Annotated in this window: 14 protein-coding genes; 9 read left to right on the forward strand and 5 right to left on the reverse strand. The window is 39.5% G+C overall.

The window, feature by feature from the left end; translation table 11 throughout:
* Nucleotides 1–2 precede the first annotated feature (2 nt).
* The 5 genes from HWV00_RS15840 to tig all read right to left on the reverse strand — a co-directional run bounded on the left by HWV00_RS15840 (nt 3) and on the right by tig (nt 6,298).
* Nucleotides 3–278: an HU family DNA-binding protein gene (locus HWV00_RS15840; RefSeq protein WP_211682825.1), complete on the reverse strand. Its 276-nt coding sequence runs from the start codon at nt 276–278 to the stop codon at nt 3–5.
* Between the two features lie 129 nt (nt 279–407).
* A complete protein-coding gene (gene lon, locus HWV00_RS15845) occupies nt 408–2,759 on the reverse strand; it encodes an endopeptidase La (protein ID WP_211682827.1) in 2,352 nt (783 codons plus the stop codon).
* Between the two features lie 154 nt (nt 2,760–2,913).
* The gene (clpX, locus tag HWV00_RS15850) at nt 2,914–4,188 is read right to left on the reverse strand and encodes an ATP-dependent protease ATP-binding subunit ClpX (protein ID WP_211682829.1); all 1,275 of its coding nucleotides are present in this window, start codon (nt 4,186–4,188) and stop codon (nt 2,914–2,916) included.
* 81 nt (nt 4,189–4,269) lie between these two features.
* Nucleotides 4,270–4,893 carry an ATP-dependent Clp endopeptidase proteolytic subunit ClpP gene (gene clpP / locus HWV00_RS15855; protein ID WP_211682831.1) on the reverse strand — a complete coding sequence of 208 codons (624 nt, stop codon included), beginning with the start codon at nt 4,891–4,893 and terminating at the stop codon, nt 4,270–4,272.
* A gap of 94 nt (nt 4,894–4,987) precedes the next feature.
* Nucleotides 4,988–6,298, reverse strand: coding sequence for a trigger factor (gene tig, locus HWV00_RS15860; protein ID WP_211682833.1), 1,311 nt, complete (start codon nt 6,296–6,298; stop codon nt 4,988–4,990).
* A 449-nt stretch (nt 6,299–6,747) separates the two neighbouring features.
* On the opposite strand from tig, the gene HWV00_RS15865 reads away from it, so the two are divergent.
* The 9 genes from HWV00_RS15865 to HWV00_RS15905 all read left to right on the forward strand — a co-directional run bounded on the left by HWV00_RS15865 (nt 6,748) and on the right by HWV00_RS15905 (nt 15,833).
* The gene (locus HWV00_RS15865) at nt 6,748–7,020 is read left to right on the forward strand and encodes a hypothetical protein (RefSeq protein WP_211682835.1); all 273 of its coding nucleotides are present in this window, start codon (nt 6,748–6,750) and stop codon (nt 7,018–7,020) included.
* A 158-nt stretch (nt 7,021–7,178) separates the two neighbouring features.
* Nucleotides 7,179–8,348 (forward strand): cytochrome c oxidase subunit II, encoded by a 1,170-nt coding sequence (coxB, locus tag HWV00_RS15870; protein ID WP_211682837.1) that lies wholly within the window; start codon nt 7,179–7,181, stop codon nt 8,346–8,348.
* Between the two features lie 23 nt (nt 8,349–8,371).
* Nucleotides 8,372–9,994: a cytochrome c oxidase subunit I gene (gene ctaD / locus HWV00_RS15875; RefSeq protein ID WP_255554661.1), complete on the forward strand. Its 1,623-nt coding sequence runs from the start codon at nt 8,372–8,374 to the stop codon at nt 9,992–9,994.
* Nucleotides 9,994–10,533, forward strand: a complete 540-nt coding sequence (locus HWV00_RS15880) for a cytochrome c oxidase assembly protein (RefSeq protein WP_211682839.1) — start codon at nt 9,994–9,996, stop codon at nt 10,531–10,533. The genes ctaD and HWV00_RS15880 overlap by 1 nt, the downstream gene beginning before the upstream one ends.
* A 10-nt stretch (nt 10,534–10,543) precedes the next feature.
* Complete coding sequence (locus HWV00_RS15885; protein WP_211682841.1) at nt 10,544–11,440, forward strand: cytochrome c oxidase subunit 3; 897 nt, start codon at nt 10,544–10,546, stop codon at nt 11,438–11,440.
* Nucleotides 11,441–11,882: 442 nt separating this feature from the next.
* Nucleotides 11,883–13,133: a DUF819 domain-containing protein gene (locus HWV00_RS15890; RefSeq protein ID WP_211682843.1), complete on the forward strand. Its 1,251-nt coding sequence runs from the start codon at nt 11,883–11,885 to the stop codon at nt 13,131–13,133.
* A 157-nt stretch (nt 13,134–13,290) separates the two neighbouring features.
* Nucleotides 13,291–14,322 (forward strand): dihydroorotase, encoded by a 1,032-nt coding sequence (gene pyrC, locus HWV00_RS15895; protein WP_211682845.1) that lies wholly within the window; start codon nt 13,291–13,293, stop codon nt 14,320–14,322.
* 219 nt (nt 14,323–14,541) lie between these two features.
* Nucleotides 14,542–15,282, forward strand: coding sequence for an SURF1 family protein (locus tag HWV00_RS15900; RefSeq protein WP_211682847.1), 741 nt, complete (start codon nt 14,542–14,544; stop codon nt 15,280–15,282).
* A 2-nt stretch (nt 15,283–15,284) separates the two neighbouring features.
* Nucleotides 15,285–15,833: a hypothetical protein gene (locus HWV00_RS15905; protein ID WP_211682849.1), complete on the forward strand. Its 549-nt coding sequence runs from the start codon at nt 15,285–15,287 to the stop codon at nt 15,831–15,833.
* Nucleotides 15,834–15,856 lie beyond the last annotated feature (23 nt).

Below are 15,856 nucleotides of genomic sequence, written 5' to 3' on the forward strand. Positions count from 1 at the left end.
GCTTAAGACTTCAATGCGTCTTTTAATAACTTACCAGCTTTAAATCCTGGAAGTTTAGATGCTGCTATTTGAATTTCTGCGCCTGTTTGTGGGTTACGACCAATACGTGCCGCACGATCGCGAACACTAAAAGTACCAAATCCCACTAATGTAACAGACTCTTCTTTTTCGAGAGTTTCTGTTACAGATTCGATCATTGCATCAATAGCACGGCCAGCAGCAGCTTTAGAAATATCAGCTTTAGCGGCAACACAATCTATCAGTTGAGCTTTATTCACTTTCTTCCCCTAATTATAATCATTTATATGTAATAGTTGAACATCAATATAACTAACTTTAACAGCGTTTATAACAAGGTTAGAGTGACTATTCAAGTATCGACAGCACTCTAACCTAAAGCAATAAAACTATTTTGACACAACTTCAAAACCAGCAGGGCTATGCTCTAAAGCAAGCTCTAGCACTTCATCAATCCAACGAACAGGATGAATCTCAAGATCGCCAATTACATTTGCTGGGATCTCTTCTAAATCACGTTCATTTTCTTTTGGTATCAACACACGTTTAATACCACCACGATGCGCTGCAAGTAATTTCTCTTTCAGGCCACCGATTGGTAATACTTCACCTCTTAACGTGATCTCACCTGTCATCGCAACATTCGCACGAACAGGGTTACCCGTTAAACTAGATACAAGTGCTGTACACATAGCAATACCCGCACTTGGACCATCTTTTGGCGTTGCGCCTTCTGGTACATGCACATGGATATCACGTTTTTCGTAGAAGTCGTTATTGATGCGAAGTTTTTCAGCACGAGAACGAACAACCGTCATCGCAGCTTGAATAGACTCTTGCATCACTTCACCAAGTGAACCAGTGTAGTTAAGCTTGCCTTTACCTGGAACAGATGTTGTTTCGATAGTCAGTAGATCACCACCCACTTCTGTCCACGCAAGACCCGTCACTTGACCAACACGACTTTCACTTTCAGTCTTACCAAAATCAAAGCGTTGTACGCCTAAATATTCAGATAAGTTATCTTGTGTAATCGTCACTGATTTAAGTGATTTGTTCAGCAATATTTGCTTCACAGCTTTACGACATAATTTAGAAATTTCACGCTCAAGTGAACGTACGCCCGCTTCGCGAGTGTAATAACGGATAATGCCCATTAATGCACTATCTTCAATGCTAATTTCTTTTGGTTTTAAACCATTACGCTCAACTTGCTTATCCAGTAAATGCTGTTTAGCAATATTCAGCTTTTCATCTTCGGTATAACCCGACAGACGAATCACTTCCATACGGTCAAGTAATGGACCAGGAATATTCATTGAGTTCGACGTCGCAACAAACATTACATCAGACAGATCGTAATCAACTTCAAGGTAATGATCGTTAAACGATGTGTTTTGCTCTGGGTCTAATACTTCCAGTAATGCCGATGCAGGATCACCACGCATATCCGATGCCATCTTATCAATTTCATCTAATAAGAATAACGGATTACGTACTTCAACTTTCGCCATTTTTTGGATTAGTTTACCCGGCATAGAACCAATATAAGTACGACGATGTCCACGGATTTCCGCTTCATCACGTACGCCACCGAGTGCCATACGTACATACTTACGTCCTGTTGCTTTCGCAATCGATTGACCTAAAGACGTTTTACCAACACCTGGAGGACCGACAAGACAAAGAATTGGACCTTTAAGTTTATTTACGCGGCTTTGCACTGCTAGGTATTCTAAAATACGTTCTTTTACTTTATCTAGGCCATAATGGTCTGAATCAAGTATTTCTAGCGCTTTACCAATGTCTTTTTTAACTTTCGAACGTTTCTTCCAAGGAACTGAAATCATCCAATCGATATAACTACGCACTACAGTTGCTTCTGCAGACATAGGTGACATCATTTTTAATTTATTAAGCTCTGCAATGGTTTTGGCTTTTGGTTCAGCAGGCATCTGTGCTTGCTCAATTTTTTCAGCCAATTGTTCAAATTCATCAACACCATCTTCAGACTCACCAAGCTCTTTTTGAATCGCTTTCATTTGCTCATTCAAATAGTATTCGCGCTGGCTTTTTTCCATCTGCTTTTTAACACGTGTACGAATTTTCTTCTCTACGTGTAATAGGTCAATTTCAGATTCCATTTGTGCCATTAGGAACTCAAGACGTTCTGCAACGTTACTTAGCTCTAATACCACTTGCTTGTCTTCTAATTTCAATGGCATATGTGCGGCCATTGTATCTGCAAGACGCGCAGCTTCGTCGATCGCCGTTACTGATGTTAGTACTTCAGCTGGGATCTTCTTGTTTAGTTTTATATAACCTTCAAACTGACCGATTGCAGATCGAATAAGTACATCTTCTTCTTCATCAGATACTGACTCAGAGATAATATATTCAATCTCGGCTTGGAAGTAGTCGTCACCATCACTCAAGCTATTTAATTTAGCTCGTTGTGTGCCTTCGACCAATACTTTGACCGTACCATCAGGCAATTTCAACATTTGTAAAATATTAGCGACTGTACCCACGTTATTCAGATCATCAACTTGGGGATCATCTTGAGCTGCATCTTTTTGTGCAACTAAAAATATTTGTTTATCTGTATCCATTGCGGCTTCAAGACAACGAATTGACTTTTCTCGGCCAATAAACAAAGGAATTACCATGTGGGGATAAACCACAACATCACGCAATGGCAATACAGGTATATCTACGCGTTCCGTACGCTCAAAACTCATCTTGTCCTCACTTATAAAACTGGACTAAGGGCTAATATTGAATATATAGGGGTTATTACTCAACAATCAATGCTAGGGGCTTAAAATATGAAAAATAATATAAAAAAAGGGGCATTACGCCCCCTTTTAACAGTAAGTGTTTAAAAATATAACACTAGTCTGCTGATACCGCCTGATTCTCAGTATTTTCATAAATCAAAATTGGGGCTGACTCTTCTTTAATTACAGACTCATCAATCACAACTTTGCTAATATCTTCAACTGAAGGAAGATCATACATAGTATCCAGTAAAACAGCTTCTACAATTGAGCGTAAACCACGTGCACCGGTATTTCGAGACATCGCTTTTTTCGCAATTGCAATTAATGCATCTTCACGGAACTCTAGCTCAACACCTTCTAAATCGAATAATGCTGAATACTGTTTAGTCAGTGCATTTTTCGGTTCAGTTAAGATCTGAATTAGTGCAGCTTCATCAAGTTCTGTTAATGTCGCTGTCACTGGTAGACGACCGATAAACTCAGGGATAAGACCGAATTTAACCAAATCTTGCGGTTCAACTTTAGCGAAGATTTGAGATAAAGTTGCTTTCTCAGCTTCACCTTTCACTTCAGCTGTAAAGCCAATACCACTACCAGTATTACTACGCATTTCAATTACTTTGTCTAAACCAGCAAATGCACCACCACAGATAAATAAGATCTTAGATGTGTCTACTTGTAAAAACTCTTGTTGAGGATGCTTACGACCACCTTGTGGCGGAACAGAAGCAACAGTGCCCTCAATCAATTTCAGTAATGCTTGTTGAACACCTTCACCCGATACATCTCGAGTAATAGATGGATTATCAGATTTACGTGAAATTTTATCAATTTCATCGATATAGACGATACCACGTTGGGCTTTTTCTACGTCATAATCGCATTTCTGCAGTAATTTCTGAATAATATTTTCAACATCTTCACCAACATAACCAGCTTCAGTTAATGTTGTTGCATCAGCCATAGTAAAAGGTACATCAAGAATACGTGCTAATGTTTCAGCTAATAATGTCTTACCACTACCAGTTGGACCAATTAACAAGATATTACTCTTACCTAGTTCTACACCATTTGATGTATCGCCATTGCGTAAACGCTTATAGTGATTGTATACCGCAACTGCTAACACTTTCTTAGCATGATCTTGGCCAATGACGTAATCGTCTAGCTTGCCACGAATCTGATGCGGTGTCGGTAGTTCATCACCTTCACGTTTAGGTGCAATTTCTTTAATCTCTTCACGAATAATATCGTTACAAAGATCAACACATTCATCACAAATGTAGACAGATGGGCCGGCAATTAACTTACGTACTTCGTGTTGGCTTTTGCCACAAAAAGAACAATAAAGTAACTTACCGTTATCCCCATTTTTTGTTTCTGTCATTCGATAACCTCACATTACAGGTGGAAGCCCTATGCCTAATCTTAATTATGGCTAAAGGACATTCGACCTGTCAAAAATTACTTAATCACGTTTTGTTATTACTGTATCGATAAGACCGTAATCCATCGCTTCAGCTGACGTCATATAATTATCACGATCTGTATCTGCAGCAAGACGGTCATATTCTTGACCAGTATGCGCAGCTAATATCTCATTTAATTTACGCTTAGTTTTAAGTATTTCATTCGCGTGAATTTCAATATCAGATGCTTGACCTTGATAACCACCTAAAGGTTGGTGGATCATGATTTTAGCATTCGGCAATGCGTGACGCTTACCTTTTTCGCCACCAGCAAGTAGGAATGCACCCATGCTTGCAGCCATGCCCATACAAATTGTAGACACGTTTGGCTTGATAAATTGCATCGTGTCATAAATTGACATGCCAGCACTAACAGAACCACCTGGTGAATTGATATAAAGAAAAATATCTTTATCAGGATTTTCTGATTCTAAGAAAAGTAACTGTGCAACAACAAGATTTGCCATGTGATCTTCGACCTGACCAGTCAAGAAGATTACACGATCTTTTAAAAGTCGAGAATAGATGTCGTAAGAACGCTCACCTTTAGCTGTCTGTTCAACAACCATAGGTACTAACGCGTTTGACGGAGACTCTGTGATATCATTAAAGAATTGTGACATATTATCATCCCTAAATAAAAATGGCCCAAGTGAAATACCCCCACTCGAGCCATTATAGCGCTTAATTACGTATTTTGTTTAATCTAATCAACAATTATGCGTTTTGAGTCGCTTTATTCATTAGTTCTTCAAACGCTACTTCTTTTTCTGTAACGTTTGCTTTTTCTAATACTAAATCAATAGCTTGGTCTTCAACAGCTACGTTACGAACGTTTTCTAGTGCTTGTTCGTTGTCTTTGTAGTGTGCGATAACTTCAGCTGGATCTTCGTATGCAGAAGCCATAGATGCGATCATGTCTTGAACACGTGCGTCATCTGCTGTGATTTCGTTTACTTTGATGAATTCACCAAGAACTAGACCGATTTTAACACGACGGCTAGCTTGCTCTGTGAATAGTTCATCAGGTAGTTCTGGAGCGTTTTGTGGCGCCATTTGACCGAAACGTTGCATAGCTTGCTCACGTAATGTAACGATTTCTTGCTTAACTAGTGCAGCAGGAACGTCGATATCATTTGATGAAACTAATGCGTCAAGCACTTTAGTTTTTGTGTCAGCTTTGATAGCTTGCTCAAGTTCACGGCTCATGTTTTTGCTGATTTCAGTTTTTAGAGACTCAAGAGTACCGTCTTCAACACCGAATTTACCTACGAATTCAGCGTTAATTTCTGGAAGTTCTTGTGTTTCAACAGCGTTAAGCGTGATAGCGAAACTTGCAGTTTTACCTTTTAGGTTTTCTGCATGGTATTCTTCAGGGAAAGTTACTTCAACAGTGAACTCTTCGCCTGCAGATTTACCTACGATGCCTTCTTCGAAACCAGGGATCATACGACCTTGGCCCATAGCTAGTGTGAAATCTTCAGCTTTGCCGCCTTCGAATTCTTCACCGTCGATGCTACCGTTGAAGTTCATTTTAACTTGGTCGTTAGCTTCAGCTGCGCGATCAGCAACAACCCACTCAGCGTGTTGCTTACGTAGTGTTTCGATCATGCCATCAACATCAGCGTCAGTTACTGAAGATACTGATTTTTCGATTTCGATTGCTTCGATACCAGCAACTTCGAACTCTGGGTAAACTTCAAGAGTTGCAGTGAAAGAGAAGTCTTCGCCTTCTTTAACAGCAGCAGGTTCAAGAGTTGGAGCACCAGCAAGGTTTAATTTTTCAGCTACGATTGCTTCGTAGAAGTTACGTTGCATGATTTCACCAGCAACTTCTTCAGCTACAGCAGCGCCAAAACGTTTTTTGATTACTTTAGCTGGAACTTTACCTGGACGGAAACCGTCGATACGTTGAGTTTTTGCTAAACCGCGTAAACGCTTGTCGATTTCTTTGCTAACTGTTTCAGCTGGAACTGTGATAGTTAAGCGGCGCTCTAGGCCTTGAGTCGTTTCTACAGAAACTTGCATTTAGATACCTCTAATGAATTTATTAACATTTCCAACTGGAAATTTAAGACGCGATATTATAGCTAGCAGCAAGAAAAAAATCGAGCATTGCCACTCTAAATAGCACTTTAATATTTTTATTTGCTTATAATGTATGGATGAAAAGTTAAAATTCAAGATCAAAAATGATTTTTATAGCTAAATAAGATGAAAAACAGGAAATTTACAGTTTTCAATCTTGGGGTTGGTTAATTACTCACCATCACTTTTATAACGCTTATCAACATCTGCACAAACAAACACGCCTGCATTGACTTAAATTCCAGTATGAATAGCAGCAAAAATGAATGATAAATATTTCCTGAATTTAGATCTCAGCGTTAAAAGTCAGCATTTACACTATAATCAATTTTAAGTTAACCACATCACGTTCCTTTGAATTGCAAACTAATCGCTATATCGGAGTTGCCATGACCCTTATCGAAATTGAACGCACTTTTTCAGATTTTTCAAAACAGCTAGAACTACTCAAAGATAAATACCCAAATCCAGAAATGATCCAGCATATTGATAACCTAATGACCGATACTCAAATCATAAAATTGAAAGTAATGCGATTAGGAAGTGTGACCAATCAAGACACACAAGCACTATCAAGTTCCGTTGCAAACCACATAGCTCAGCTGCAAGAAAAAATTACAACGCTGAAACAGTCATTTAAAGTCGTGACCTTTGACGCATAGTGGCAACTAAAAACATAAGTATCTGAAGAACAAAGTAGCACATTTAACATTTCCGTAACTATACTTCGGCAAATAACAGTGAATTGTTAGATGCTTAAGGCAGTAGCAGGGATAGAACTCAATTCACTCATTATCAAATCTATGTTTTTCGAAACATTATGGATAATTTTGAGGGAGGTTATGTGCGCTTATTTAAACTTATAATAAAAATAAATACCTTTTTACTAGGGATAATTTCAACACCACTATTTGCTCAACAGTCAAATTTCAATATGACTGAAGGCGTAACAGGCATAAGTAATACCGTATACAGTCTACACATGACGATATTGTATATTTGTATTGTCATTGCCTTAATCGTTTTTGGCATTATGTTTTGGTCTTTATATAAACATCGAAAATCTAAAGGTGCGGTTGCCGCCTCATTTCATGAAAGTACCACGGTAGAAATAATTTGGACTGCGATACCAATTGTCATTTTAATTGTCATGGCAATCCCCTCCACTCAAGCGCTGATTCTGATGGAAGATACAAAAGAGGCTGATATCACCATTCAAATAACAGGCTCTCAATGGAAGTGGCATTATCGTTACTTTGACCATGACCTTGAATTTTACAGTCGTCTAACCACCAGCCAAGCCGAAATTAATAATGAAGTTGAAAAACAGCCTCACTATCTGAAAGAGGTTGATAAGCCCCTTGTCTTACCTACCGGTAAAAAAATCCGCTTTCTCATGACTGCTGACGACGTGATTCATTCATGGTGGGTACCTGCATTTGCGGTGAAGAAAGATGCAAATCCCGGCTTTATTAACGAAGCATGGACCAAGATTGATACACCAGGCACCTACCGAGGCCAATGTGCTGAACTCTGCGGTAAAGATCATGGTTTCATGCCAGTTGTCGTGACAGCACTTGAACCAGAAGCATTCGATGACTGGCTAGCTCAAGCCAAAGTGGATGCAAAGCAAGCGTTACAAGCTGAACAACAGAGTCTAACCAAAACCATGGATATGCCAACCATGATGACCCTAGGTGAAGAAGTGTATAACCAAGCTTGTGCCGCCTGCCACCAAACTGGAGGCCAAGGTATTACAGGTGCATTCCCTGCATTACAAAACAGTCCAGTTGCACTAGGTGATGTTAATAAACATATCAGTGTTGTGCTTGACGGTGTTTCAGGCACTGCAATGGCATCATTCGCAAAACAGTTAAGTAAGAAAGAACTCGCAGCAGTTATCACCTATGAACGTAATGCTTGGGGCAATAATACTGGTGATATTGTACAACCTTCACAAATAGATGCGGCATTAACTGGTAGTAACTAACCGGTAATTCAAGGGACAGTCAAATGAGTGAGATACAATTAAAAGATAATGCTGATCAAACCATCATCGATGCACCAGCAACACAAATACACACAGATCATCACAGCGCGCCACATGGATATAAACGCTGGTTATTTTCCACCAACCATAAAGACATTGGTACATTATACCTCTGGTTTAGCCTGACAATGTTTTTCGTCGGTGGTGCAATGGCGATGATTATCCGTGCTGAGCTATTCCAACCAGGCTTACAATTAATCGAACCCAATTTTTTCAACCAGATGACCACCTCGCACGGATTAATTATGGTCTTTGGGGCTGTTATGCCCGCTTTTGTGGGGCTTGCTAACTGGATGCTGCCACTCATGATTGGTGCGCCAGATATGGCATTACCACGAATGAACAACTGGAGTTTTTGGATCTTACCTTTTGCATTCTCATTATTACTGCTGTCATTATTTACCGAAGGCGGTGGTCCTAACTTTGGTTGGACTTTTTACCCGCCGCTTTCAACTCAATACAGCCCTGACAGTACTGCCATGTTTGTATTCTCAGTTCATTTAATGGGTATCAGCTCAATTATGGGGGCGATTAATGTCATTGTGACCATCTTAAATATGCGAGCACCAGGCATGACATTAATGAAAATGCCAATGTTTGTTTGGACTTGGTTGATTACTGCATTTTTATTAATTGCCGTTATGCCAGTACTGGCAGGCGCAGTAACGATGATTCTCACCGATAAGTACTTTGGTACCAGTTTCTTTGACGCGGCAGGTGGTGGTGACCCCGTGTTATTTCAACACATATTTTGGTTCTTTGGTCACCCAGAAGTATACATCATGATTTTGCCATCATTTGGGATCATCTCAGCCATTATTCCGGCTTTCGCACGTAAACAATTATTCGGTTATCACTCGATGGTATATGCGACAGCATCCATTGCGATTCTCAGTTTTACCGTATGGGCGCACCACATGTTTACCGTCGGCTTACCGTTGGCTGCTGAACTCTTCTTTATGTATTGCACCATGCTTATTTCAGTGCCAACAGGGGTGAAAATATTTAACTGGGTGTCAACACTATGGCGTGGTTCAATCACCTTTGAAGTACCTATGCTGTTTTCACTTGCCTTTATTGTATTGTTCACTATTGGCGGATTTTCGGGGTTAATGTTAGCGATCACCCCTGCTGATTTCCAATATCACGATACTTACTTTGTTGTTGCTCACTTTCATTATGTACTAGTAACAGGTGCAGTGTTCTCTATTATGGCTGCCGCTTATTATTGGTTACCAAAATGGACTGGGTACATGTTTAATGAAACTCTCGGTAAATGGCATTTTTGGTGTTCATTAATCTCCGTTAATATTCTGTTTTTCCCTATGCATTTCTTAGGACTTGCGGGTATGCCACGCCGTATACCTGACTACGCCTTACAATTTGCCGATATTAATAAAATCGTCAGTATTGGTGGCTTTATGTTTGGGTTATCCCAACTAATTTTCGTCGCTGTTGTGATCATGGCCGTTCGAGGTGGTAAAAAAGCCCCAGCGAAACCATGGGAAGGTGCTGAAGGATTAGAATGGACAGTGCCATCTCCAGCACCCTATCACACCTTTGATACTCCGCCTGAGGTGAAATAATGACAGCACCTAAAATAAAAAAACAATTACGGATACTGATATTTAGCGTCATTGGTATGTTCGGCTTTGGCTTTGCGTTAATCCCTTTATATGATGTTTTTTGTGATATTACGGGGCTCAACGGAAAAGATTACACACGGACATCGACAACTGAAACGACAAGTATTGATAACTCTCGTATCGTGAAGGTCGAATTTGTAACTTACTTAAATAAACAGCTTCCTTGGAAATTTGAACCTGAAATAAAGAGTATTGAGCTACACCCAGGGGAGCGTTATCAAGTCAGTTTTACTGCGACGAATCAAAGTAATGAAGATACTTTTGGCCGTGCAGTACCTTCCATTAGTCCCGGCTATGGTGCGCAATACTTAGTAAAAACGGAGTGTTTTTGTTTTCAAGAGCAAATGCTAATGGCAAATGAAGAAGCCATGATGCCACTGATCTTTTATATCGATCCGAATATTCCATCTGATATATCAACATTAACCCTCGCCTACACGCTGTTTAAAAACGAACCGACAGAAGTAGCTATGCGCTAGGAGTTCTATAATGCAAGATAATAATGAATACACAAATACACCAAAAAACTACTACGTGCCAGCCAGTAGCATTTGGCCTTTAGTCGGTGCTATCGCACTCTTCATCATTGCTATTGGTGCGGCAATAACAGTACAAATGGTTGGTAAAGAAGGTTCTAATACCGGTATTCCCATTTTATTCGTTGGTATCGGTATTTTACTGTTTATGCTCATTAGTTGGTTTAGAAATGTCATTACAGAATCAATGAATGGACTATACAATCAACAACTTGACCGTTCATTTAGAATGGGGATGCTTTGGTTTATTTTTTCTGAAGTCATGTTCTTTGTCGCATTATTTGGGGTATTATTTTACCTGCGTAATTTATCAATTCCCTGGCTAGGTGGTGAAGGAAATAATGCCATGACCCACGCTGTAATTTGGTCCGACTTTATTCCGCAATGGCCATTAACGACAACCCCAGATGGTACCGAAACTCAAGCTATGCCATGGTACGGGCTACCGTTAATCAATACAGCCATTTTAATTACGTCTTCAGTGACGCTGCATTTTGCACATCACAGCCTCATTGCGAAACAACGTTCAAAGTTAGTTTTCTGGCTATCGATTACCGTAGCCTTAGGTGTAACCTTCTTGTTTTTCCAAGCAGAAGAGTATATTCATGCTTACCAAGAATTATCATTACAGTTTGATTCCGGTGTGTATGGCAATACCTTTTATTTACTCACTGGCTTTCATGGTATGCACGTAACATTGGGAGTTATCATGCTCACGGTTATGTTGTTCCGTGTCATCAATGGTCATTTTACCCCGGGTAAACATTTCGCATTTGAAGCGTCTGCTTGGTACTGGCATTTTGTTGATGTCGTGTGGATAATCCTGTTCATTTTTGTCTATATTGTTTAACTATATTGTTTAACTATATTGTTTAACTATAAAAACCAGTTCAACCTGTAAATTAGCCCTCATGGCGATATTAAAATGAATGTCGCCATGAGGGCTTCAGCATGATTAACCACTTATTTTGTCTATATATGCACTTATCAAGCGCCTCTCCAAGTACCCATTTAGTATATAAATATCTATTTTGTGATCTAAGTTCTGTTCAGTTAACACAGCATAAGCATGTATTAATATCATACAAATAACGTCATATTTAAACGTAATACACTAAAGGTGTATATAATACATACCACCATTCATAATAAAACATAACGCTACCCGCATATCCTTAATCATTCTTTTATTCTTCCAATTGATCACAAAGCAGTGATTAATGTATATTTTGTGATAACTAATTTAACTATATATTAACGTTTCATACCGCGTTAATCTCACAAGGAAGAAGATGGAAAACTCAATCAATCTTATTACCAACGATGCTGTGGTAATGGGTTTACTCGCAGTGATTTTAGGCGCAGTGTTCATCACTGAAAAAAGTGAACATCCTTTCTGGAAGAAATTCTACAAGTTTGTTCCAGGTCTTCTATTATGTTATTTCTTACCGTCCCTACTTAATACGTTTGGTATTATCGATGCAAGTTCATCGAGCCTCTACTTTGTGGCGAGTCGCTATTTATTACCTGCAGCGTTAGTACTACTGATTATTTCAGCTGATTTAAAGAAGATCATGGGACTAGGGTCAAAAGCCATTATCATGTTCTTAACAGGTACGTTCGGTATTATGATTGGTGGACCAATCGCGATCCTTATTATTGACCAAATAAACCCTGATATTGTAAGTGGCGATGTATGGCGTGGCCTAACAACAGTTGCTGGTTCATGGATTGGCGGTGGTGCGAATCAAGCTGCAATGAAAGAAGTATTCACTGTTGATGATAGTTTGTTCTCAGCAATGATCACTGTCGATGTTATCACTGCCAATATTTGGATGGCGATTCTATTGATCATGGCTGGTAATCAAAAGCGCATGGATAAATGGCTTAAAGCTGATACCACTGCAATTGATGAGCTTAAAGAAACGGTTACAAAATATGAAGCAGAAAATGCACGTCCAATTACAACTACTGACATCATGTCAATTGTTGCTGTTGGCTTTGGTTTAACCGGTCTTGCACATTATTTCAGTGATAAAATTGCCCCTTGGATCCAAATTAACGCACCTGAATTAGCAAAATACAGCCTAACATCTGGATTCTTTTGGTTAATCGTATTAGTAACTACATTTGCACTGATTGCATCTTGCCTACCTATGTCTCGTAAGCTTGAAAACGCTGGTGCTTCTAAAGTTGGCTCAGGCTTTATTTATATCTTGGTTGCTACCATAGGTATGAATATGGATATTACCGCTATTTTTGAAAATCCAGGTTACTTCCTCATTGGTATTATCTGGTTATCAATCCATGCAATTCTAATGATTGTTGTCGCTAAAATGATCCGTGCACCTTTATTCTTTTTGGCTGTCGGTAGCCAAGCGAATGTTGGTGGCGCTGCATCTGCACCCGTTGTTGCTGCTGCATTCCACCCGTCATTAGCACCCGTGGGCATCTTACTTGCTGTATTAGGTTACGCATTAGGAACATACGGGGCTTATATCAGTGGTTTAATGATGCAATGGGCTGCTAGCTTCGGCATGTAAATAACTTGATTAAATAATTGATAAAATAGAGGCCAAGTAAGCTAATATTAAAAGTAGGCTTACTTGGTTTCATCTTTTCTTATCAATTAAGACTACGTCTTTGACTTCCCCTACATTAATCTTTAGAATCTGCGGAAATTAGCGATGGAGAAATCAAATGGAAACTTTAACGATCACCCGCCCAGACGACTGGCATTTACACCTTCGAGATGGTGATGTTTTAAAACATACTGTTGCTGACATTAGCCGTTACATGGGTCGTGCTATCATTATGCCTAACCTTGTACCGCCAGTAACAAATGCTGAGATTGCACAAGAGTATCGTCAACGTATCTTAGCTAACGTACCAGCCGATTCTTCATTTAGTCCATTAATGACTATCTATCTTACCGATCAAACAACTGCTGAAGATATCCGCGCTGCAAAAGCAACCGGTATTGTTTACGCGGCAAAGCTTTATCCAGCTGGCGCAACGACAAATTCATCATCGGGTGTAACATCAATTAAAAATGTTTACCCTGCACTACAAGCATTACAAGATGCTGGTATGCCATTGTTATTACACGGTGAAGTAACAGATGCTGATATCGATATTTTTGATCGTGAAAAAGTATATTTAGACACAGTGTTAAAACCTGTTGTTGCTGATTTTCCAAACTTAAAAATTGTACTTGAACACATCACGACAGCAGATGCAGTCGAATTTGTGAATAACGCAAGTGACAATATTGCTGCAACAATCACAGCGCATCATTTATTATTCAATCGCAACCACATGCTCGTTGGCGGCATCAAGCCACACTACTATTGCTTACCAATCTTGAAGCGTAATACCCACCAAGCTGCACTCGTAAAAGCCGCAACAAGTGGTAGCAACAAGTTCTTCCTTGGTACTGATTCAGCACCTCATGCGGATGATAAAAAAGAATCAGCTTGTGGTTGTGCGGGTGCTTATACATCACACGCTGCAATTGAACTGTATGCGGAAGTATTTGAGCAAGAAAATGCACTTGATAAATTAGAAGCATTCGCAAGCTTCAATGGCCCTGATTTTTATAACTTACCACGCAATGCTGACACTATCACGTTAGAAAAATCTGCATGGCAAGTGCCTGAAACGCTACCTTTTGGTGATGCTAAAATGGTACCGATCAGAACAGGCGAAACTATTGCTTGGCAAGTAAAATAACGCACGATTAAACTCATTTTAATCCACCGTTAACGATACCAATAATAACAATACTTCTATCCCAGTACATTGTACTGGGATATTCATCTCTAAGCCGTTAATTAAATTTAACTTTCTTCTGTTTTCCTACCGCTTTATCAAAACAACTCTATCCTTAGTTATATGTTCGACACGGGACCTTACAATACGACCCTAAGCTATTATCCACTAAGGTTAAATATGCCAAAGTTATTTAGCGCTATTCAATGGCACAGACTTTCCAAACGCTTAATCAGTTTTGTGCTGTTTAGCCTGCTTGCTGTGGCTGTTTGTATCAACTTAGGATTGTGGCAACTCTCTCGAGCCCAAGAAAAACAAACCCTCTTAGATATCGATAAACCGACACTCATATCACTGGCTCAAATAAATGCAGACAGCTTGCATCAAAAAATAACATTAGATGGTTATTTTGATAATCGCACACCGATACTATTAGATAACCAGACTTACCAAAAGCAGTTTGGGTATCACCTATACCTCCCCTTCCACAGCGGTGAACACACCATTTTAGTTAATCTTGGCTGGTTAGCGGGTTCAGCAGATCGCTTATCTCTCCCTGTCATACCTGTATATACAGGCCGATATCAACTAAGTGGGACTTTGAGTGCTCAGCAAGGCTCACCATTATTACTTGGCGACAACATATCCTCGATAACGAACAAGCCTTTGGTTGTACAGCGTACGGATACAAAACAACTAGGAACATACCTACACTCTCGATTCATGCCACTGCTATTACAGCTAGACCATGACGCCAACATCGGCTTTATCAAAACGTGGAATATCACTGTAATGCCACCAGCCAAACACACTGCTTATGCCATTCAATGGTTTACTCTCGCATTTGCGCTAGTGTTATGCAGCGGGGTTTGGCTAAAGAAATATCGAACTTACGATAAGAACATGCAAGATAAGGATTAATCATGCAGAAGAAACCACTATTCATCATCATCGGTTTATTTATAGCGCCCATTTTAGTGGCGAAACTCGTGTTAGTTAATGACTGGTATCAAGGAGCAAAAACCAATACTGGTGAACTATTATCACCACCTATACCTATTTCGGCATCACCAAAAGCATGGGTACTACTCTATAACCCGGATGACGAATGTTCAAAGCAGTGCCAGCAAAGCTTATGGTTAATACAGCAAGTACACACGTTACTCGCATCTGAAGGAGAACGTGTGCAACGCTATTTAACTAAATATCCAAACACCCATTTTTCAGACGCATATTCGTCAAATAGAACGAATACTGCGATCGAACAAGTCAATATACCGACACTGAAAAAATTACAATTACACGATTCAAACCAAAACCAATTATCTGAAAATACACTATATTTAGTTGATCCTCTGGGTAATATGTTTATGCACTATCAATTTCCTGTCGACAAAACAGCTGCGCTAAAGGTATCAGCGGGCTTATTAAAGGATATGAAACGCTTACTTAAAATATCGAAAATAGGATAAGTAAGCTAATAACAAGGATTGTC

Source organism: Moritella sp. 24, from assembly GCF_018219155.1.
Classification (GTDB): Bacteria; Pseudomonadota; Gammaproteobacteria; order Enterobacterales; family Moritellaceae; genus Moritella.

Bases quoted from the DNA above. Each gene is read 5' to 3' on its own strand.
- lon (WP_211682827.1), bottom strand. From the start codon at position 2,759: ATGAGTTTTGAGCGTACGGAACGCGTAGATATACCTGTATTGCCATTG.
- clpX (WP_211682829.1), bottom strand. From the start codon at position 4,188: ATGACAGAAACAAAAAATGGGGATAACGGTAAGTTACTTTATTGTTCT.
- clpP (WP_211682831.1), bottom strand. From the start codon at position 4,893: ATGTCACAATTCTTTAATGATATCACAGAGTCTCCGTCAAACGCGTTA.
- tig (WP_211682833.1), bottom strand. From the start codon at position 6,298: ATGCAAGTTTCTGTAGAAACGACTCAAGGCCTAGAGCGCCGCTTAACT.
- HWV00_RS15865 (WP_211682835.1), top strand. From the start codon at position 6,748: ATGACCCTTATCGAAATTGAACGCACTTTTTCAGATTTTTCAAAACAG.
- coxB (WP_211682837.1), top strand. From the start codon at position 7,179: ATGGATAATTTTGAGGGAGGTTATGTGCGCTTATTTAAACTTATAATA.
- ctaD (WP_255554661.1), top strand. From the start codon at position 8,372: ATGAGTGAGATACAATTAAAAGATAATGCTGATCAAACCATCATCGAT.
- HWV00_RS15880 (WP_211682839.1), top strand. From the start codon at position 9,994: ATGACAGCACCTAAAATAAAAAAACAATTACGGATACTGATATTTAGC.
- HWV00_RS15885 (WP_211682841.1), top strand. From the start codon at position 10,544: ATGCAAGATAATAATGAATACACAAATACACCAAAAAACTACTACGTG.
- HWV00_RS15890 (WP_211682843.1), top strand. From the start codon at position 11,883: ATGGAAAACTCAATCAATCTTATTACCAACGATGCTGTGGTAATGGGT.
- pyrC (WP_211682845.1), top strand. From the start codon at position 13,291: ATGGAAACTTTAACGATCACCCGCCCAGACGACTGGCATTTACACCTT.
- HWV00_RS15900 (WP_211682847.1), top strand. From the start codon at position 14,542: ATGCCAAAGTTATTTAGCGCTATTCAATGGCACAGACTTTCCAAACGC.
- HWV00_RS15905 (WP_211682849.1), top strand. From the start codon at position 15,285: ATGCAGAAGAAACCACTATTCATCATCATCGGTTTATTTATAGCGCCC.